General features: G+C 66.1%; 17 protein-coding genes. 10 read left to right on the top strand and 7 right to left on the bottom strand.

The annotated features are described in order from the left end of the window. Positions 1–244 precede the first annotated feature (244 nt). From EZH22_RS14015 to EZH22_RS14000, 4 genes are read right to left on the bottom strand one after another with little or no spacing between them, the layout of a single operon-like run. The gene (locus tag EZH22_RS14015; RefSeq protein ID WP_203196182.1) at positions 245–1,204 is read right to left on the bottom strand and encodes a hypothetical protein; all 960 of its coding nucleotides are present in this window, start codon (positions 1,202–1,204) and stop codon (positions 245–247) included. Further along, on the bottom strand, positions 1,201–1,542 hold the full coding sequence (locus tag EZH22_RS14010; RefSeq protein ID WP_203196181.1) for a hypothetical protein: 342 nt from the start codon (positions 1,540–1,542) through the stop codon (positions 1,201–1,203). The genes EZH22_RS14015 and EZH22_RS14010 overlap by 4 nt, the downstream gene beginning before the upstream one ends. Further along, positions 1,535–2,209, bottom strand: a complete 675-nt coding sequence (locus EZH22_RS14005) for a hypothetical protein (RefSeq protein ID WP_203196180.1) — start codon at positions 2,207–2,209, stop codon at positions 1,535–1,537. The genes EZH22_RS14010 and EZH22_RS14005 overlap by 8 nt, the downstream gene beginning before the upstream one ends. Beyond that, positions 2,202–2,495 carry a hypothetical protein gene (locus EZH22_RS14000; RefSeq protein ID WP_203196179.1) on the bottom strand — a complete coding sequence of 98 codons (294 nt, stop codon included), beginning with the start codon at positions 2,493–2,495 and terminating at the stop codon, positions 2,202–2,204. The genes EZH22_RS14005 and EZH22_RS14000 overlap by 8 nt, the downstream gene beginning before the upstream one ends. A gap of 118 nt (positions 2,496–2,613) precedes the next feature. On the opposite strand from EZH22_RS14000, the gene EZH22_RS13995 reads away from it, so the two are divergent. Next, the gene (locus EZH22_RS13995; RefSeq protein WP_203196178.1) at positions 2,614–2,847 is read left to right on the top strand and encodes a helix-turn-helix domain-containing protein; all 234 of its coding nucleotides are present in this window, start codon (positions 2,614–2,616) and stop codon (positions 2,845–2,847) included. 227 nt (positions 2,848–3,074) lie between these two features. On the opposite strand, the gene EZH22_RS13990 is transcribed toward EZH22_RS13995, so the two are convergent. Beyond that, the gene (locus EZH22_RS13990; protein ID WP_203196177.1) at positions 3,075–4,052 is read right to left on the bottom strand and encodes a quinone oxidoreductase family protein; all 978 of its coding nucleotides are present in this window, start codon (positions 4,050–4,052) and stop codon (positions 3,075–3,077) included. Between the two features lie 278 nt (positions 4,053–4,330). Here EZH22_RS13990 and EZH22_RS13985 point away from each other — a divergent pair, with 278 nt between their 5' ends. From EZH22_RS13985 to EZH22_RS13950, 8 genes are all read left to right on the top strand, one after another. Beyond that, positions 4,331–5,947 (top strand): ABC transporter substrate-binding protein, encoded by a 1,617-nt coding sequence (locus EZH22_RS13985; RefSeq protein ID WP_203196176.1) that lies wholly within the window; start codon positions 4,331–4,333, stop codon positions 5,945–5,947. Between the two features lie 3 nt (positions 5,948–5,950). Beyond that, the gene (locus EZH22_RS13980; RefSeq protein ID WP_203196175.1) at positions 5,951–6,922 is read left to right on the top strand and encodes an ABC transporter permease; all 972 of its coding nucleotides are present in this window, start codon (positions 5,951–5,953) and stop codon (positions 6,920–6,922) included. 10 nt (positions 6,923–6,932) lie between these two features. Next, entirely contained in the window at positions 6,933–7,889 is a 957-nt protein-coding gene (locus tag EZH22_RS13975; protein ID WP_203196174.1) for an ABC transporter permease, read from the top strand. A gap of 14 nt (positions 7,890–7,903) precedes the next feature. Beyond that, on the top strand, positions 7,904–8,899 hold the full coding sequence (locus EZH22_RS13970) for an ABC transporter ATP-binding protein (protein ID WP_203196173.1): 996 nt from the start codon (positions 7,904–7,906) through the stop codon (positions 8,897–8,899). Then, positions 8,899–9,888, top strand: coding sequence for an ABC transporter ATP-binding protein (locus EZH22_RS13965; protein WP_203196537.1), 990 nt, complete (start codon positions 8,899–8,901; stop codon positions 9,886–9,888). The genes EZH22_RS13970 and EZH22_RS13965 overlap by 1 nt, the downstream gene beginning before the upstream one ends. A 49-nt stretch (positions 9,889–9,937) precedes the next feature. Then, positions 9,938–10,252 carry an NIPSNAP family protein gene (locus EZH22_RS13960; RefSeq protein ID WP_203196172.1) on the top strand — a complete coding sequence of 105 codons (315 nt, stop codon included), beginning with the start codon at positions 9,938–9,940 and terminating at the stop codon, positions 10,250–10,252. Positions 10,253–10,356: 104 nt separating this feature from the next. After that, entirely contained in the window at positions 10,357–11,277 is a 921-nt protein-coding gene (locus EZH22_RS13955; RefSeq protein ID WP_203196171.1) for a dihydrodipicolinate synthase family protein, read from the top strand. Between the two features lie 14 nt (positions 11,278–11,291). Continuing rightward, on the top strand, positions 11,292–13,514 hold the full coding sequence (locus EZH22_RS13950) for a molybdopterin-containing oxidoreductase family protein (RefSeq protein ID WP_203196170.1): 2,223 nt from the start codon (positions 11,292–11,294) through the stop codon (positions 13,512–13,514). 13 nt (positions 13,515–13,527) lie between these two features. Here EZH22_RS13950 and EZH22_RS13945 read toward each other — a convergent pair whose 3' ends face one another. After that, complete coding sequence (locus tag EZH22_RS13945) at positions 13,528–14,688, bottom strand: ferredoxin--NADP reductase domain-containing protein (RefSeq protein WP_203196169.1); 1,161 nt, start codon at positions 14,686–14,688, stop codon at positions 13,528–13,530. 245 nt (positions 14,689–14,933) lie between these two features. On the opposite strand from EZH22_RS13945, the gene EZH22_RS13940 reads away from it, so the two are divergent. Further along, entirely contained in the window at positions 14,934–15,278 is a 345-nt protein-coding gene (locus EZH22_RS13940) for a ferredoxin family protein (protein WP_203196168.1), read from the top strand. 134 nt (positions 15,279–15,412) lie between these two features. On the opposite strand, the gene EZH22_RS13935 is transcribed toward EZH22_RS13940, so the two are convergent. Beyond that, entirely contained in the window at positions 15,413–16,099 is a 687-nt protein-coding gene (locus EZH22_RS13935; RefSeq protein ID WP_203196167.1) for a pyridoxamine 5'-phosphate oxidase family protein, read from the bottom strand. Positions 16,100–16,274: the final 175 nt, after the last annotated feature.

Genomic DNA, 16,274 nt, shown 5'->3' with positions numbered 1-16,274 from the left:
GATCGAACCAAGCTCGCACGGCGGGCCAGTAGCGGCCGCCGAACATCGGATCGATGCGGGGCAGGCCCTGCCGTTCGAGGATGATCGCGATGGATTTCCACTCGCTGACGCGCCCTGGCCCGAGGACAGCCCGTGCAATGTCGACCTCGCAGGGGAACAGAGGCATCTCTGCGCGTGGGGCCATGAGCATCTCCTTCACTACGGACGTGCATATGGCACATCTGCATCGGCTGGCCGATGACGGTCAACAATCAGCGTGATCGCCGAACAGCTCGTCTGCTGCGCCGTCGATCACCTGTCCATCCGACGATCTCGGCCACTGTCCAAACCTCTGCTCGGCCACTCGTGCCATCCCAGCGAGGATCGCGTCGCCACCGTAGAGATTGCGGCTCCGGAAGCCGGCGGCCCTGGCGCGCTTCCCGAACTCGGAATCCGGATGATCGAGGAGGACTTCCGCGGCGGCCGTGACCATCGACGACCGGGGCTCCGTCCGTCGCCGCTGCGCTCCCGGCGCTGGGTCATAAGCCCCCTCCATCAGCTTCGCGAAGCTTTCCGGCTTCAGCAGGAAATCCAGGCTCGCCCGCCATCCGCGGTCGTTTTCGCCGCGGAGGAACGGCGACGCGCGGACCCGGTCCATGGCGATCCGCCAGCCGGCGATTCCTCCGCAGTCCCGCAAACGGGCCTTGAGGGCCAGCCGGCGCTTCCGGATTAGCCCCTGCGCTTCGGGTAGGCCGACCTCGGCCGCCATCCGGTTGAAGGCCGCCAGCGCCTCGGCGAGTTCTTCCTGACGATCCACCCCGTCGCGATCCGACGCCGAGGGGGAGGAGGTTCCGTCAGGAACCGATGGGGTGAAATTGGATGAGGGTTGAGTTTTTTCTTTAGAGGGGGTGCAGGGGGAGACCTTTCTTTTTTCCTCGGGAGAGGGGTCGCATTCGTCGCGCGATATCGCGGAATTCGCGCGACAATCGGCGACATCCTGCGAAGCCTGCGATGTCGCGCGAACATCCGAGTGGCGGGCTGCCTCCCGCTTCCGACGCATGCGCTCGCGGTCGGCTTCGCGCTTCCGCTCGGCCGCATCGCTCGAACGATCCGTAGGCGCTGAGACCTCCATCTCGACCTCGATGCGGGCGACGGCAGCGACAAGCTCGTCGCCGGTTAGACCGGCGGCCATCAGCTCGCGCAGGGCAGCGGCGATCATGCTCATGCGCCGCCCTCCGACCCGACGACAAAGGCGCGCATCGTGCCGAAGATGGCCGCCACGTCCGCATCACGTGGGGCGATGCCGTCGAAGCCGGCCGGCCCACTGATGTGGTCCAGCCACGCCAGCATGCCGGCGGCCGTGAGGGGCACGGTGTGTAGCACGTGCTGCAGGGCCTCGACCTCCCGTTCGGAGGCAGCATCACGCAGGGCGCCCGCTTGGGCAGCGAGGGGACCATCGGCGCGATCAGGCAGTTCGGCCTCGCCGGCGGCATCGAATGCAGCCTCATGCTCGGCCCGGCGCCGCTGGTGCTCGGCGATGGCGGCGAAGATCGGATCAGCCATTGGGGCCTCCGACTTGCTCAAGGCGGTTGATGAAGGCGACCACCTCTTGCCAACCGCCCGGCCACAGATATTCGCGGACGATCTTCGCCTGCATGGAGACATCATTCATCGTCCGGATTGGCTCCGCGAGTATCTGCTCCTCCAGGGCGTTCAGTTGATCCTCGATCGCGGCAAGGCGATCCCCGATGCTGGTGACCCCGCTGCTGTCGCGAAGGGCGTCGCACTCGTCGCCCCAGCGATCCATGACGGCCGCCCGGTGGAGCGCGTCGTCTCGCACCCAGTGCGAATATTCGATGCCTTCGCAAGCGGACGCCAAACCCCTCCAGTGGCTGGCCATTCCCCACCGCATAAGCTGGCCCGAAGGCGTCTTGTCCAAAAAGCTTACCCCAAAGCCGAAATGCTGCGGTCCCGCATAGGCTTCCCGAGGCAGGGCCGGTTGAGCTGCGAGGTAGCGGTCGCGGGCTGCCTCCGCTTCCGCTGTGAGGCGCGTGTACTCAGGCTTGATGGCCCGCCACCTCTCCCACAGCGCGGGGACAGGGCTGTTGATCAACGCAGCCGCCTCCGCCTCCTTCGGCAGGATCGCGACGGGCACCACGAGCGCGGCGATGGTGCCCAGGGCGGCGCCGGCCTTGAGCACGGCGCGACGGTTCTTCAGGCTATCAGCCATTGGATGCCTCCCCAGCATCGGCGGGCAGGCTGTGCAGCGCTTTGAGCACGGCGGTCCGCTGCTTCTTCAGTTCCTCGGCGCGGTCCATGATCAGCCCGGCCACACGCTGAGCGGCCTGGGCCTCGTCCCACGGCATCGCTCCAGCAATGATGAACACGGCATGGGCGAGATCGCGGACCTCGAGCAGGCCGTTCTCCATGCGGTCAATCATGGTGAGGATCGCATCGTGGGATTCGGTGATGGCAGGCAAGCCGGGGGCGACTGCCGGAACGGTGGGGTTCGGCATAGGTGTTGCTCCAATCTGTCGATAAACGACGGATCGGACGTTAAGCGACTGCTAACTACAGATCAATCCATTTTCGATGGTTCTGGCGATTGAAGATGCCATGTGGTAGCCATCGCACATGATTACGCCAGCCCAATGCCGTGCCGCGCGTGCACTCATCGATTGGTCGCAGCAGCAGCTCGCTGATGCCGCGAAAGTCGGCGTCGTGACGATCCGGCAATTTGAGGGAGGGGCGTCCGCGCCGAGAAATGCCACCCTCACCGTGATCCGCACCGCCCTCGAAGCCGCCGGCGTGATCTTCGTCGAGGAGAACGGCGAGGGGCCGGGCGTTAGGCTGAGGAAACGAGGGTGATAACGACGGAGAGCATGGCTCGGCCTCCACCTAGACGAAAGGCGGGCGCCACAAGTTTAGGGATTGGTTCCGGTTTTTATCGAGATGAGGCCGAGTCGCGCCTCGGTCGGCAAGGCACAAATAGCGGCGCGGCTGACATGAATCGTCTTCGCAAACGCGAGTCATTTCAGACCTGTCTCTCGACCGAAATTGCTGGCGCTGTGGTTTGGGGGCGCCGTTGCGATCAGCTATGGCACGAGGATGGAGGAGCCCGTGGTGTTGCGGCCTTCCAGGTCCAGATGAGCCTTCGCAGCCTCAGCCAGCCCGTAGGTCTGGTTGACGTGGATCTTGAGAATGCCCGCGTCCACCAGCCCGAAGAAGTGACGCGCCGAAGCCAGCAGGTCGCTGCGTTTGCGCATGTAGACGAATAGGCTGGGATGGGTGAAGAACAGTGAGCCCTTCAGGGTTAGCTCCCGGGCATTGACGAATTCGACCAGTCCAGATGCATTGCCGTAGTTCACCATCATCCCGAGTGGACGCAGGCAATCGATCGAGCCGGCATATGTATCCTTTCCAATGGAATCGTAGACAACACGTACGCCCTCGCCGCCGGTGATCTGGCGCACCTCCTTCACGAAATCCGTCTTTGTCCGCACGATGGGATATTGGCAGCCGTTGAGCCGCGCGAGGTCTGCCTTTGCTTCCGACCCCACGGTTCCGATCACCACCGCGCCGATATGGTGCGCCCATTGGCACAGCATGAGCCCCACTCCGCCCGCCGCGGCGTGGACTAGGATGGGGTCGCCAGGCTCGACCGCGATGGTGCGGTTGAGGAGATATTGCGCGGTGATGCCGCGATTGATGCCGGCCGCCGCCCGCTCGAAGCTGATGCCGTCGGGAATGGGCACCAGCCGGTCCGCGGCGAGGTTGCGCTCCTCCGCATAGGCGCCGGCTGGATAGCAGATATAGGCCACCCGATCGCCTACCTTAACCTCGTCCACGTCCGGCCCCACCGCCGTCACTATGCCTGCCCCCTCCACCCCAATGACCGCAGGCAAGGCCGGGAGCTTGTAAAGGCCGGTGCGGTGGTAGATGTCGATGTAATTCACCCCGATGGCGCGGTGGGCGACGCGGGCCTCGCCCGGCCCGGGCGGCGGGACCTCGATCTGTTCAAGCATCAGCCGGTCGACGCCGCCGGGTTCGTGGATGCGCACCACCTTCGTCATTGCCTCTGGGTCTCCCTTTCCGGCGCCCTACGCCACAGTCGCGCGCATGGTGCCAGCCGGGGGATCTGCCGGAAGGGCCGGATTTACCCAAACTGATGGAACCGGTTCTCGCCTCATGTTGCTTGGGGCAGCCTGTTTTCGGTGCGGCTGCCCAATTTCCAACCACAACCAATCGAGTGGCACTTCGCGAACCCGCCCGAAGTGGTTCTTCCAAACCAGGCGATTGTTGGTTCACGCTGGGATCATTCAAATCGGACAGAGGCCGGCGAGGGTCGATCATGCGGATGTTGAGAGCACTACGGAACGCGTCTGCGGCATTCACACTCCTGGCTTCGGCTTCTCTGGCGGGCGGCTATTCCGCTCTGGCGGCAGAGTTCCGCTGGGCGTCGTCCGGCGACGTCCAGTCCCTCGACCCACACTTCACCATCGAGACCTTCTCAACCAGCATGCTGGCGAATGTCTACGAGCCGCTGGTGCGGCGCCTGCCGGACATGAAGCTCGAGCCGGCGCTTGCCACCTCCTGGGAACAGACCAACCCGCTGACCTGGACTTTCCGCCTGCGGCAGGATGTGACCTTCCAGGACGGCACGCCCTTCACCGCGGCAGACGTGCTGTTCTCCTTCGAGCGCGCCAGCAGCCCGGGATCGGCGATCAAGGGCTATTTCGCGGCGGTCGACCGGATCGAGGCGACCGATCCCTACACCGTCGTGTTCAAGATGAAGCGGGTCGACCCCATCCTGCCGGAGGAGATCTCGGCCTGGCTCATCATGTCCAAGGCATGGTCGGAGCAGCACGGGGCGGCCAAGGCGAGCGGCGCGGCCACCGCCGCGGAGAGCTTTGCGACGCTCAACGCCATGGGCACAGGGCCATTCCATGTCGTGACGCGCGAACCCGGCGTGAAGACGGTGTTCGAGGCCAATCCGAAATGGTGGGACAAGCCGCAGCACAACGTGACCAAGGCGACCTACCTCGCCATTCCGAACCAGGCGACGGCGGTGGCGGCACTACTCGCCGGCAGCATCGACATGATCTACGACGTGCCCTCGGACGCGGTGGACAACCTGTCCCGCTCCTCGGGCATCAAGATCCTCACCCGCCCCGAGTTGCGGGTGATTTACGTGGGCTTCGACGTCACCCGCGAGGAACTGCTGGACTCCAGCGTGAAGGGCAAGAACCCCTTCAAGGATCCGCGGGTGCGCAGGGCCTTCGCCGAGGCCATCGATGTCCAGGCCATCAAGCGCTCGGTGATGCGCGGGCTGTCTCAGCCGACCTTCATGATGGTGGCGGACGGCATCAAGGGCTATAATAAGGATCTCAACATCCGCCCCACATATTCGCCGGCCTCCGCCAAGAAGCTGCTGGCGGAAGCAGGCTATCCGGACGGCTTCACCTTGGGGATGGACTGCCCGAACGACCGCTACCCCAAAGATGAGGACACATGCCAGGCCATCGTCGGCATGCTCGCCAAGATCGGAATCAAGGTGAATTTGCTGGCCCAGACTAAGACGCGCATGTTCCCCAAGGTGTTCTCGCCGCGCTTCGAGACGAGCTTCTTCCTCCTCGGCTGGGCGCCTTCCAGCAACGACGCGCATTCCGCCTACGAGCGGCTGCTCTATTCCCGCGGCCGGAGCACGGAAAAAGGCACCTACAACATCACCGGCTTCCACAACGACCAGTTTGACGGGCTCATCGACGCGGCAGGCGTGGAGATCGATCCCGTCAAGCGGCAGGCCATGCTCGATGAAGCGGCCCGTATTGTGCAACGGGAGATGCCGACCGTCCCGCTGCACCAGCCGCTCCTCGTATGGGCAGCGCGCGACGGGGTGACTGTCGAGCAGTATCCTGATGACTTCTTCCCGCTGCGGCTAGTCCGCGTCGGCAAGACCGGAGGCTGAGGCATGGTTGGCTACGTCGCCCGCAGGCTGGCGCAATCGATCATCGTGGCGGTGGCAGTGGCCTTCATCGCCTTCGCAGTGACCGACCATGTGGGCGACCCCCTGGCCAATCTCGTCGCCCAGGACGCCTCCCAGCAGGAACGCGACCAAGTGGCTGCCATGCTGGGCCTCGACGCCCCCTTTCCGCTGCGTTTCGCCCACTACCTCGAGCAGATCGCGACCGGCAACTTCGGTCTCTCCTACCGCACGCGCGAGCCGGTCCTGAAGATGATCGTCGACCGCCTTCCGGCCTCCATTGAGCTGAGCGTGTGCGCGATCCTGCTCGCGCTGGTCATCGGCGTTCCGATGGGCGTCTATTGCGGGCTGTTTCCCAAAGCCTGGCTCAGCCAGGTCTTCCTCGGCATAGCCATGATGGGCATATCACTGCCGACGTTCCTGATCGGGATCTTCCTCATCCTCATTTTCTCGGTTTGGCTAGGCTGGCTGCCGGCCTTCGGACGCGGGGACGTGGTGGCGATCGGCTGGTGGACCACCGGGCTGGTCACCGCCGGCGGCCTGAAGGCGCTGGTGCTGCCGACCGTGACCCTCGGCCTGTTCCTGATAACGCTGGTGATCCGGCTCATCCGCGGGGAGATGCTGGAGGTGATGCGCGAGGAATACATCCGCTTCGCCCGCGCCAGGGGCATTCCCAGCCTCTCGATCTATTTCCGCCACGCGCTAAAGAACTCCATCGTGCCCGTGGTCACTGTGCTGGGGCTCCAGTTCGGCTCCGTTCTGGTGTTCGCGATGATCACGGAGACGGTGTTCTCCTGGCCGGGCATCGGCTCGCTGATGATCCAGTCGGTGACCACCGCCGACATTCCCGTCATGACCACCTATCTGGTGATGACGGGCGTGCTGTTCACCCTGATCAACCTCGCGGTCGATCTGCTCTATCTCGCCATCGATCCGCGCGTGCGGCTGGCGGGGGCGTGAGGGCAGCCGCATGAGCCTCACCGCGCCTTCCCGCTCCTCCGTTGCGCTCCCCGTGCCGCTCGCCCGCCTCGCCGCGGTCGTGGCAGACCTTGCGGGCGCCGCAACGCGCGCACCGCTGGTCGCACTGTGCGGCCTCGTGGTGGGGCTCGCCGTGGTCTGCGCGCTCCTGGCGCCGTGGATTTCGCCCCACAACCCTTACGACCTCGTCAGCGTGGAGTTGTCGAACGCGTTCCTTCCGCCGGCGTGGATCGAGGGTGGCTCCTCGGACTTTCTCCTTGGAACCGACAACCAGGGACGGGATCTGCTCTCCCTCATCATCTATGGGCTGCGTAGCTCGCTCGGCATCGCGCTCCTCGCCACCGCCACCGCGCTGCTGGTCGGCGTCACCGTGGGCCTCGTGAGCGGATATGTGGGGGGCTTCCTCGATTCGGTGCTCATGCGCGTCGTGGATATCCAGGTGGCATTCCCCGCGATCCTGCTGGCGCTGCTCATCGACGGCGTCGCCCTCAGCCTCCTCGGCAGCCAGCGCCACCAGTCCGCCGCCGTGGTGGTGCTGGTCCTGTCCATCGGTCTATCCCATTGGGTGCAGTTCGCCCGCGCCATTCGCGGCTCGACGCTGGTGGAGCGGCAGAAGGACTACGTGAGCGCCGCTGAGGTGCTCGGCGTCGGGCGGGTGCGCATCCTCGTGCGGCACATCCTGCCGAACGTGGCGGGCCCCATTGTCGTAATGGGCACCCTCAACGCCGCGCTCGCCATTATCAGCGAAGCGACCCTGTCCTTCCTCGGTGTCGGCCTGCCGCCCACCGAACCTTCCCTCGGCACGCTGGTGCGCATCGGCAACAACTTCCTGTTCTCCGGGGAATGGTGGATCGCCGTATTCCCCGCCCTGGTGCTCGCGGTCCTCATCATCGCCGTCAATTGCCTCGGCGACTGGCTGCGTGACCTCACCAACCCCAAACTGGCGTGAAGACGAGGTGACGCATGGGCAGTGAACCCCTCCTGAGCATCCGGCACCTCGAAATCCAGCTTGCCGCGGCACGGGGTGAGAAGGTGGCGGTAGACGGTGTCTCTCTCGACGTGGCGGCGGGCGAGGTGCTGGGCCTCGTGGGTGAATCGGGCGCCGGAAAATCGCTGATCGGCTCGGCGATCTGCGGGATCATGCGTCACCCCGCCCGCATCGGCGGAGGGTCCATCCACCTTGAGGGACTGCGGATCGACAATCTGCCCGAGAAGCGGATGCGCGCCCTGCGCGGCCGCCGCATCGGCACCATCTTCCAGGATCCGCTGACCAGCCTCAACCCCCTGCTCACCGTTGGCCAGCAGCTCGAAGAGACCATTCGCAGCCACGTCCCCGTAACGCGGCGGGAGGCGCGTGAGCGCGCATTGTCCCTGCTCGACGAGGTCGGCATCCCGCGACCGCGCGAGCGGATCGACCAGTATCCCCATCAGTTTTCCGGCGGCATGCGCCAGCGGGTGGTGATCGCGCTCGCCCTGTGCGCCGACCCCGCCCTCATCATCGCCGACGAGCCGACCACCGCGCTCGACGTCTCGCTCCAGGCGCAGATCATTCTGCTACTGCGCCGCCTGGTTCGCGAGCGCGGCATGTCCATGATCATCATCACCCACGATATCGGCGTGGTGGCGGAACTCGCCGACCGGGTCGCGGTGCTCTATGCCGGCCGCCTCGCGGAGGTGGGGGCGGTCACAGATGTGCTCTCCCGCGCCAGTCACCCCTATACGCGCGGGCTGCTGCGCTGCGTGCCCATGATCGGGGTGGACGTCGAGGCGTTGGAGCAGATCCCCGGCGCAATGCCATCCCCCGGCGCGACGCCGGCCGGCTGCGCCTTTCACCCGCGTTGCCTGCGCCGGTCAGCGCAATGCGATGCTGAGCCTCCGCCCATGCGACATCTCTCCGGGTTCGAGGTGGCGTGCTGGGATCCGCATCTGGAACCGGCACCGGCGGAGGTGGGAGCGTGATGCATCAGGTAGTTGCGCGATCGACTGCGGCAGAGCCCCTGCTCAAGGTGAGTAACCTGTCGCGCCATTTTCCCGTCGGCGCCCACCGCGTGGTGAAGGCGGTGGAGCAGGTGAGCTTCGAGATCGCCGCCGGCGAGACCCTGTGCATCGTGGGCGAAAGCGGTTCCGGCAAGTCTACTCTCGGCCGCCTGGTGGTGGGGCTCGATGTCCCCACGGGCGGCGCCGTGACGTTCGCAGGTCACGACTGCCAGCCGAAGCGCGGAAGGTCCGGCGGGCGCGGGCCGATCCAGCTCATCTTCCAGGATCCCTACGCCTCGCTGAATGCCCGCCACCGGGTGAGCGACGCGCTGGCGGAGGTGGTGCGCATCCATCGGCCGGCCATCGGCGAAGCGGCCGTCTCCGCCCGGGTCGACGAGCTTCTGGTACAGGTCGGCCTCAGCCCGCGCGACGGGATGAAGTATCCGCATCAGTTCTCCGGCGGCCAGCGCCAGCGCATCTGCATCGCCCGGGCGCTCGCGGCGGACCCGCGCTTCATCGTCTGCGATGAGCCTACGTCCGCCCTCGACGTCTCCGTCCAGGCACAGATCCTCAACCTCATCAAGCTGTTGCAGCGCGAGCAGCAGCTGACCTACCTGTTCATCAGCCACAATCTCGCGGTGGTCTATCACATCGCCGACGCGGTGGGCGTGATGTATCTCGGGCGACTCGTGGAGATGGGCCGCAAGCACGCCGTCTTTGGCCAGCCGACGCATCCCTACACCCGGATGCTGCTCAACGCCGTGCCAAAGCTCGAGCGCTCGCCCGATGCCGCCCTTGCGGCCAACGGTGAGATCGCGAGCGCCATCGCTCCGCCGCCGGGCTGCGCGTTTCATCCCCGCTGTCCACTCGCCGATGCGCGGTGCGCGCGGGAAATCCCGCAGATGCTGGCGCAGCCGAACGGCACCTTCGCCGCCTGCCACGCCGCGGAGGAGAGACGGCTGCCCTTCTAGATGCCATGCACCGCGTGGCGCCCGAACCTATGAAGCAACGGAGGCACGGATGATCGTCGAGCAGCGGACCTACACACTTCATCCGGGGCGCGGACCCGACTATCTCGCCATTTATGGCGAGGAAACCTATGCCGCCAGCCAGCGCATTCTCGGGAACATGATCGGCGTGTTCACCACCGAGATCGGCGAATTGAACCAGTTCATCACCATGGTCGCTTACGACAGCTGGGAGGAGCGGGCCGAGCGGCGGCGCCAGCTGCGCGCCGATCCGGCATACCTGCGCTATTCCCCGCAAGTGCGACCGATGATCGTGCGGCAGGAGTCCAAGATCCTGATTCCCGCGCCGTTCGCGCCGCTGAAGTAATCAAATTGGCCCCGCCACGATGGCGGCAAGTGGAACTCGACCATTTCAATCGTGGGCGCTCTCATTCGTCCATCACGATATTGAACCGGAGAGGGATCTCGATCATGAGCGATCGCAACGACCTGCGCGGCATTCTCAACTTCCTGCCGACGCCCACCATGCCCGATGGTGCGATCGACTACGATCGGCTCGCGGCCCTCGTCGAGACGGCGGTGCAGAACAAGGTCAAGGCGGTCACGCTGTTTGGCAGCGTGGGAACGGTGGCCTCGCATCCTGCCGACGAGCGCATGCAGGCGGCGGAAGTCGCCGTGAAGCAGGCCGCTGGCCGCACCCACGTCATGATCGGGACCGGCGCCGTCGGCCAGCGCGAGGTGATCGCCCTGTCGAAGCACGCGGAGAAGGTCGGTGCGGATTCGGTGCTGGTGGTGCCCGTCACCTACTGGATCCTGAACGAGCGGGAGATCGTCGATCATTACCGCACCATCAATGAGGCGCTCGGCATCCCGATCGCCGTCTACAACAATCCCCGCCTCACCGGCACGGACATCACCCCCGACATCCTCGCCCGCCTTGCCGACCTTCCCAACGTGCGCTACGTGAAGGAGAGTTGCCCGGACGTGCTGCGCATCAGCCAGACCAAGCGCCTATGTGGCGACAAGGTGCAGGTGCTGCTGGGGCGCGAGAACATCGCCTTCGAATCCCTCGCCGTCGGGGCGGATGGCTGGACCTCGGTGCTGTCTGGCGTCCTTCCCGCCGATATTCAGGCCATCTTCGAAGCCGCCACGAAAAAGGACTTCGACGCGGTGCTCATCATGACGCGCCGCCTGCTTCCCATCGGCGACTTCCTCATGGCGAAGGGGCTCGCCCGCTCGGTCTATGCCATGTACGAGCTGATGGGCGCGCCAGTGGGCAAGCCGCCGCGGCCGCTCCTGCCAATGGATGACGCCGCTGACCTGTCGAAGCTCGCCGACCTCATGCGATCCGTGGGCATTGTGGTGGCAGAGCCGGCGCGCAAGGTCGCGTGAGGCGGGAGGCGAATTTGGAAGCCGCTGCACGCGAGGAGGTTCGCACCATCTGCAGCCACTGCTCCACCCGCTGCGGCGTAGTGGTGACGGTGGAGGGTAACGTTCCTGTCGCGATCCGCGGCGACCGCGACCATCCGGTTACGCAAGGGTTCATATGCCCGCGCGGCCGCGCTGCCATCGAGTATTTCCACAATCGCCGACGCCTCGACCACCCCTTGAAGCGCATGGGCGACCGGGGCGAGGGACACTGGGTCAGGGTGCCGTGGGACGAGGCGGTCGACGAGATCGCCGACCGGCTGAAGCGGATCGCCGAGGAGAGTGGCCCGGAGGCGCTCGCGTATTTCTTCGGCACCTACCATGGCACGGACCAGGGTGCGGGCCTCAGGTTCATGAACCTGTTCGGCAGTCCGAACTATGTGGGCAACGCCTTCATCTGCGCCGGACCAAAGACCGGCGCAGAGTGGGTGACGCTCGGGTTCGGCCCGGCCTCGCCTGATCTCGCTTCGGGCGAGGCACGCTGCATCATCGTCTGGGCGCAGCATCCTTCGGCGTCCAACGTGCCGTTGTGGACGCGCATCCTCAAGGCGAAGGCTGCCGGCGCGAAGCTGGTGGTGATCGATCCCGTGCAGACCCCCGAGGCGCGGGCCGCCGACCTCTGGCTAAAGATCCGTCCGGGAACCGACACGGCTCTGGCGCTCGGCCTCATCCACATCGCCATCACCGAGGGCTGGACGGACCAGGCCTTCATCGCGAAATGGACGGTGGGATACGACGCGCTCGCCGAGCGGGTCGCCGACTACACCCCCGAGCGGGTGGCGCAGCTGACCGGCCTCGCCGAGGCGGACATCAGGACATGCGCGGCTTGGTACGCGGACGACGGTCCCGCCGCCATCTCCATCGGCGTCATCAATGGCATGGGGCGCGACACCTTTTCCTGCGAGCGGGCCAAGCTCTGTCTCATCGCGGTGACAGGCAACATCAACCGCCCCGGCGGTAACATCCTTGCCGGTCCCACGCGGCGGGTCATGACCAAGGCCGACCTCGAGATGAACGATCGCCTGTCCGACGTCCAAAAGGACAAGCGCATCGGCGGTGATGCCTTCCTAATGCACACCCGGGGCTACGAGGCCATCAACGCGGCGGCGCGCCGCCTGTGGCCGCAGCATCACTATCCCCTGACGACGTCCCGTGGGGGCATCGCCCATCCACCCAGCATGTTCCGCGCCATCGTGGACCGGGAGCCCTATCCCGTGCGCGCGGCCATCGTGCAGCACAACAATCTGGTGGGCAGCTACGCCAACAGCCGGCTCGCACGCGATGCGCTCGTCTCGCCGAATCTGGAATTGTCGGTGGTGCACGAGCTGTTCATGACGCCGACGGCCGCGCTCGCCGATTTCGTCATGCCGGCCGCCTCCTGGATCGAGAAGTCGTTCATGTACGTCTCGGGCGAGGGCGGGATGTTCTTCGCCGGCCGGCGGCCGGTCCGCCCCCATGCGGAGCGCCACAGCGACTACGAGTTCTTCCGCGATCTCGGGCAGCGGCTCGGGCAGGGCGCCTTCTGGCCCGACACTCTGGAGCAGCTCTGGGACATGATGCTTGCGCCAGCGGGCCTCACCCACGGTGCGCTGGCGTCCGCGGGGCAGAACTGGGTGAACGATGCTGCCGGCTATGCGCCGTTCGCGACCGATCCGGCCACCGGCGAGCCGTTCGGATTCGGCACGCCGAGCGGCAAGATCGAGCTGTCGTCCTCCATCCTCGCCGCCTGCGGCGCGGACCCACTGCCGAGCTACCAAGGCTATGCGCCGGCCGACCGCGGCGCGGGCGGCGAGCTGCCGCTCACGCTGATGACCGGCGCCACCAAGATCGACATGACTCATACCGACCACAGGCAGGTCGAAACAATCCGGCGCAAGCACTACGACCCGCTGGCGCGGATTCATCCCGACACCGCCAGCGCGTACGGCATCGCCGACGGCGACTGGATCTGGATCGAGAGTCCCATGGGGCGTATCCGGCAACGCGCGCAGCTCTCGCCGGACATGCCGGAGAAAACCGTCGATGCGGAGCGCTGGTGGTTTCCCGAACGCGATGGCCGGGTGGACACCCTGTTCGGTACGATGGAGACCAATGTGAACGTGCTGGTAGACGACAACCCCGACCTCTGCGACCGGTCCTATGGCACCTGGCCGCTGCGGCTCATCCGCTGCCGGATCGAGAAGGCCGACGCGCCGGCCTAAGAGCCACCCAAGGTCACGCGGTCCGGCCGAGGTGCGCCTCCAGCCACTTGCGGCCCCGCCTGCCGGGGGTGGCAGCTACCTCTTCCAGGATGGATTGCGCGGCCAGGAAGCCATCCGGCTTGCTGGTGCCGAGAACCCCGCTCGGCCCCCGCTTCAGCCAGCCCACAGCATAGAGCCCCTCAGCCACCCGCCCTGCCTTGTGCAGCAGCCGGCCGTCGCCGTCGAACGGCAGGCCGGACAAGCGGGCGGGGAGGAAGCCGGTTGCCGTCACCACGGCCCCGCAGGCGACCAGCCGCTCACGTTTTTCGCCCCGTCCCACACAGAGGCGGAGCCCGGTCACCCGGCCCGACCCGACGATCTCCTCGGGTGTCGCGTCGAACAGGAAATGGATGCGCCGCGTGGCGCTCCGTGGCGGGGCCGAGGCATAGGCGCGGAAAGCTTCCAGATTGCGCACCTGCATCCGGCCGGTGCCGGGCGGCGCGGCGGCGGGGATGCTCGCGGGCTCCGCTACGATGCCGGCGTCGGCGAGGCCGGCCAGCTCGCGCAGTTCTGGATTGGTGAACTTCGCCTCCAGCGGACCCCGCCTTCCGATCAGGTAAATGTCCCTGATCCCGGCTCCGGCGATGGCCTCACGGGTGGCGGGGGCGATCTCGGTGCCCTCCAGTTCGGCGCTGGTCCGTGCGAGCAGGCGCGCGATGTCGAGCGCCACGTTGCCGTTGCCGATCACCGCAAGGCCAGGCTGATCCAGCAACGGGTCGAGCCCGATGAAATCGGGATGGCCAGTGTACCAGCCGACAAAGGCGGCCGCGCCGTAGACGCCGGCAAGGCCCGTGCCCGGAATGGCGATGCCGGCGTCCTCCGCCGCGCCCGTGGCGAGGACCACGGCGTCGTAATTGGCTCGCAGCGCCTCCAGATCCACGGTGCGGCCGAGCTCTACGCCGGTGAAGAGCCTGACCGGGGGTGCCGACAGATGCCGGGCGAACGTCTCGGCGATGCGGCGGGTCTCCGGGTGGTCGGGCGCGATGCCGAAGCGGGCGAGCCCGAAGGGCATATGCAGCCGCTCCAGCACATCCACCTCCACGGCGCGCCCCGTCGCCAGAAGCGCCTCCACCGTGAAGCATGCGGACGGGCCGGAGCCGGCGATGGCGACACGCAAAAGCTCGGCAGATGGCATCGTGGCCTCGTTTGCTGGCCTCGGGCCGCGCCACGAAGCGTGGCGCGGCGGAGCGCACCGTTGCCGAATAGGCGAGGCGTCCTGCTCTGCGGAAGAGCCGCATTGCGGGTTTGCGCAGGAGCCACAGGGCGCACCGGAGCACCGAATTGGTACTATGAGATTGGCATAAATCGGCTCTACGAAAGGAACCGGATAGCGAGGTCTACTGTGGCGCACGAGTCCGTCGTCGCCGCAAAGGAATCGCCATGCCGTATGTCGTCACCGAGGAATGCATCAGGTGCAAGTACGCCGAATGCGTCGCGGTCTGCCCCGTGGATTGCTTTCGGGAAGGCGCCAACATGCTGGTGATCGACCAGACCCAATGCATTGACTGCGGAAGCTGCGAGCCCGCCTGCCCCAATGAGGCGATCATTCCGGGCATCGATGATGACGGCGGCCGTTGGGCGGCCTTCAACCAGACCTATGCCGCGGTCTGGCCGCTCATCAAGATATCGCACCAGCGGTGCGCGCCGGCCGACGCCGACGATTGGAAGGCGGTGCCAGACAAGCTGGCCAAGCACTTCGATCCCGCCCCAGCGGCGCGGCCGTGAGCGTGGCGGACGTGAATGTCTCGGCGGCGTCGCACCGCGTCCCTCAGCGCCCGTTGGCAGGTAACTCGCAAGAAAAGCCGCCCCGGTCGGCTGGATCGGGGCGGCTGGGCCGTGTTCGGTCGAGTCCCGGCCGATCAGCCCTCGATGGGCCGGATGCGGCTGTAGTCCACCAGATAGGAGGGCAATTCTACCCCCGCGAGCAGGCGGCCATCATCCACCGCCGGCTCCGTTACGGTCCGGACCGGAACGATGCCGCCCCAATATGGCAGCGCGTAATCCTCATCGTCGTCGGCGGGCGGGCCACTGCGGATCTTCGCCGAGGCCTCGTCGATCCGCATCTTCAGCAGCGAGGTGGCTTTCATTTCGAGGTCGGTCGGCGGGCGGACGTCATCCCAGCGGCCCGGTACGATGTGATTGGTGAGGACAGTGAGTCCATGCATCTTCTCCTCACCCTCGACGAGAGCGGCCTTGCCGAGCACCACTACCGAGCGATGGTTGACCGAATGGTTGAACACCGAGCGGGCCAGAACGAGGGCGTCCACCAGCGTGACGGTGACGCAGATCGGGATCTCCTCGGCCAGGGCGCGCATCATCCGGCTGGCAGAGGAGCCGTGGAGGTAAAGCGTGTCCCCGTCACGGCCATACCCCGTGGGGATGACGAAGGGCTGGCCCTCCTGGACGAATCCCACGTGGCAGACGAAGGCCTCGTCCAGGATCGCGTAGATGCTGTCGCGGTCATAAACGCCCTTGTTCGGCCGGCGCCGAAGCGTGGTCCGCTCGGTTTTCAGCGACGGGGCGGGGCCGTTCGTCATCTTATTCATCGCTACTCTCTTCGATTGCTGGCGCCGGCTGGGCGGCCGAACGACGCTTCTCAGCGCCCTGCTTCCCCTGTTATTGTCTCAAGCGGTTCTTCAACAGGACCGCTTGAGACGCAGATGATGGGTCCATTTCCGAAATGCTGATCCGCATCGACAATTCCAGCCCGATCTATCAGCA

It is taken from the genome of Xanthobacter dioxanivorans (assembly GCF_016807805.1).
GTDB classification, from domain to species: domain Bacteria; phylum Pseudomonadota; class Alphaproteobacteria; order Rhizobiales; family Xanthobacteraceae; genus Xanthobacter; species Xanthobacter dioxanivorans.
The sequence above is the reverse complement of the archived record's forward strand: the minus strand, read 5'-3'. Positions and strand labels throughout refer to the sequence as shown.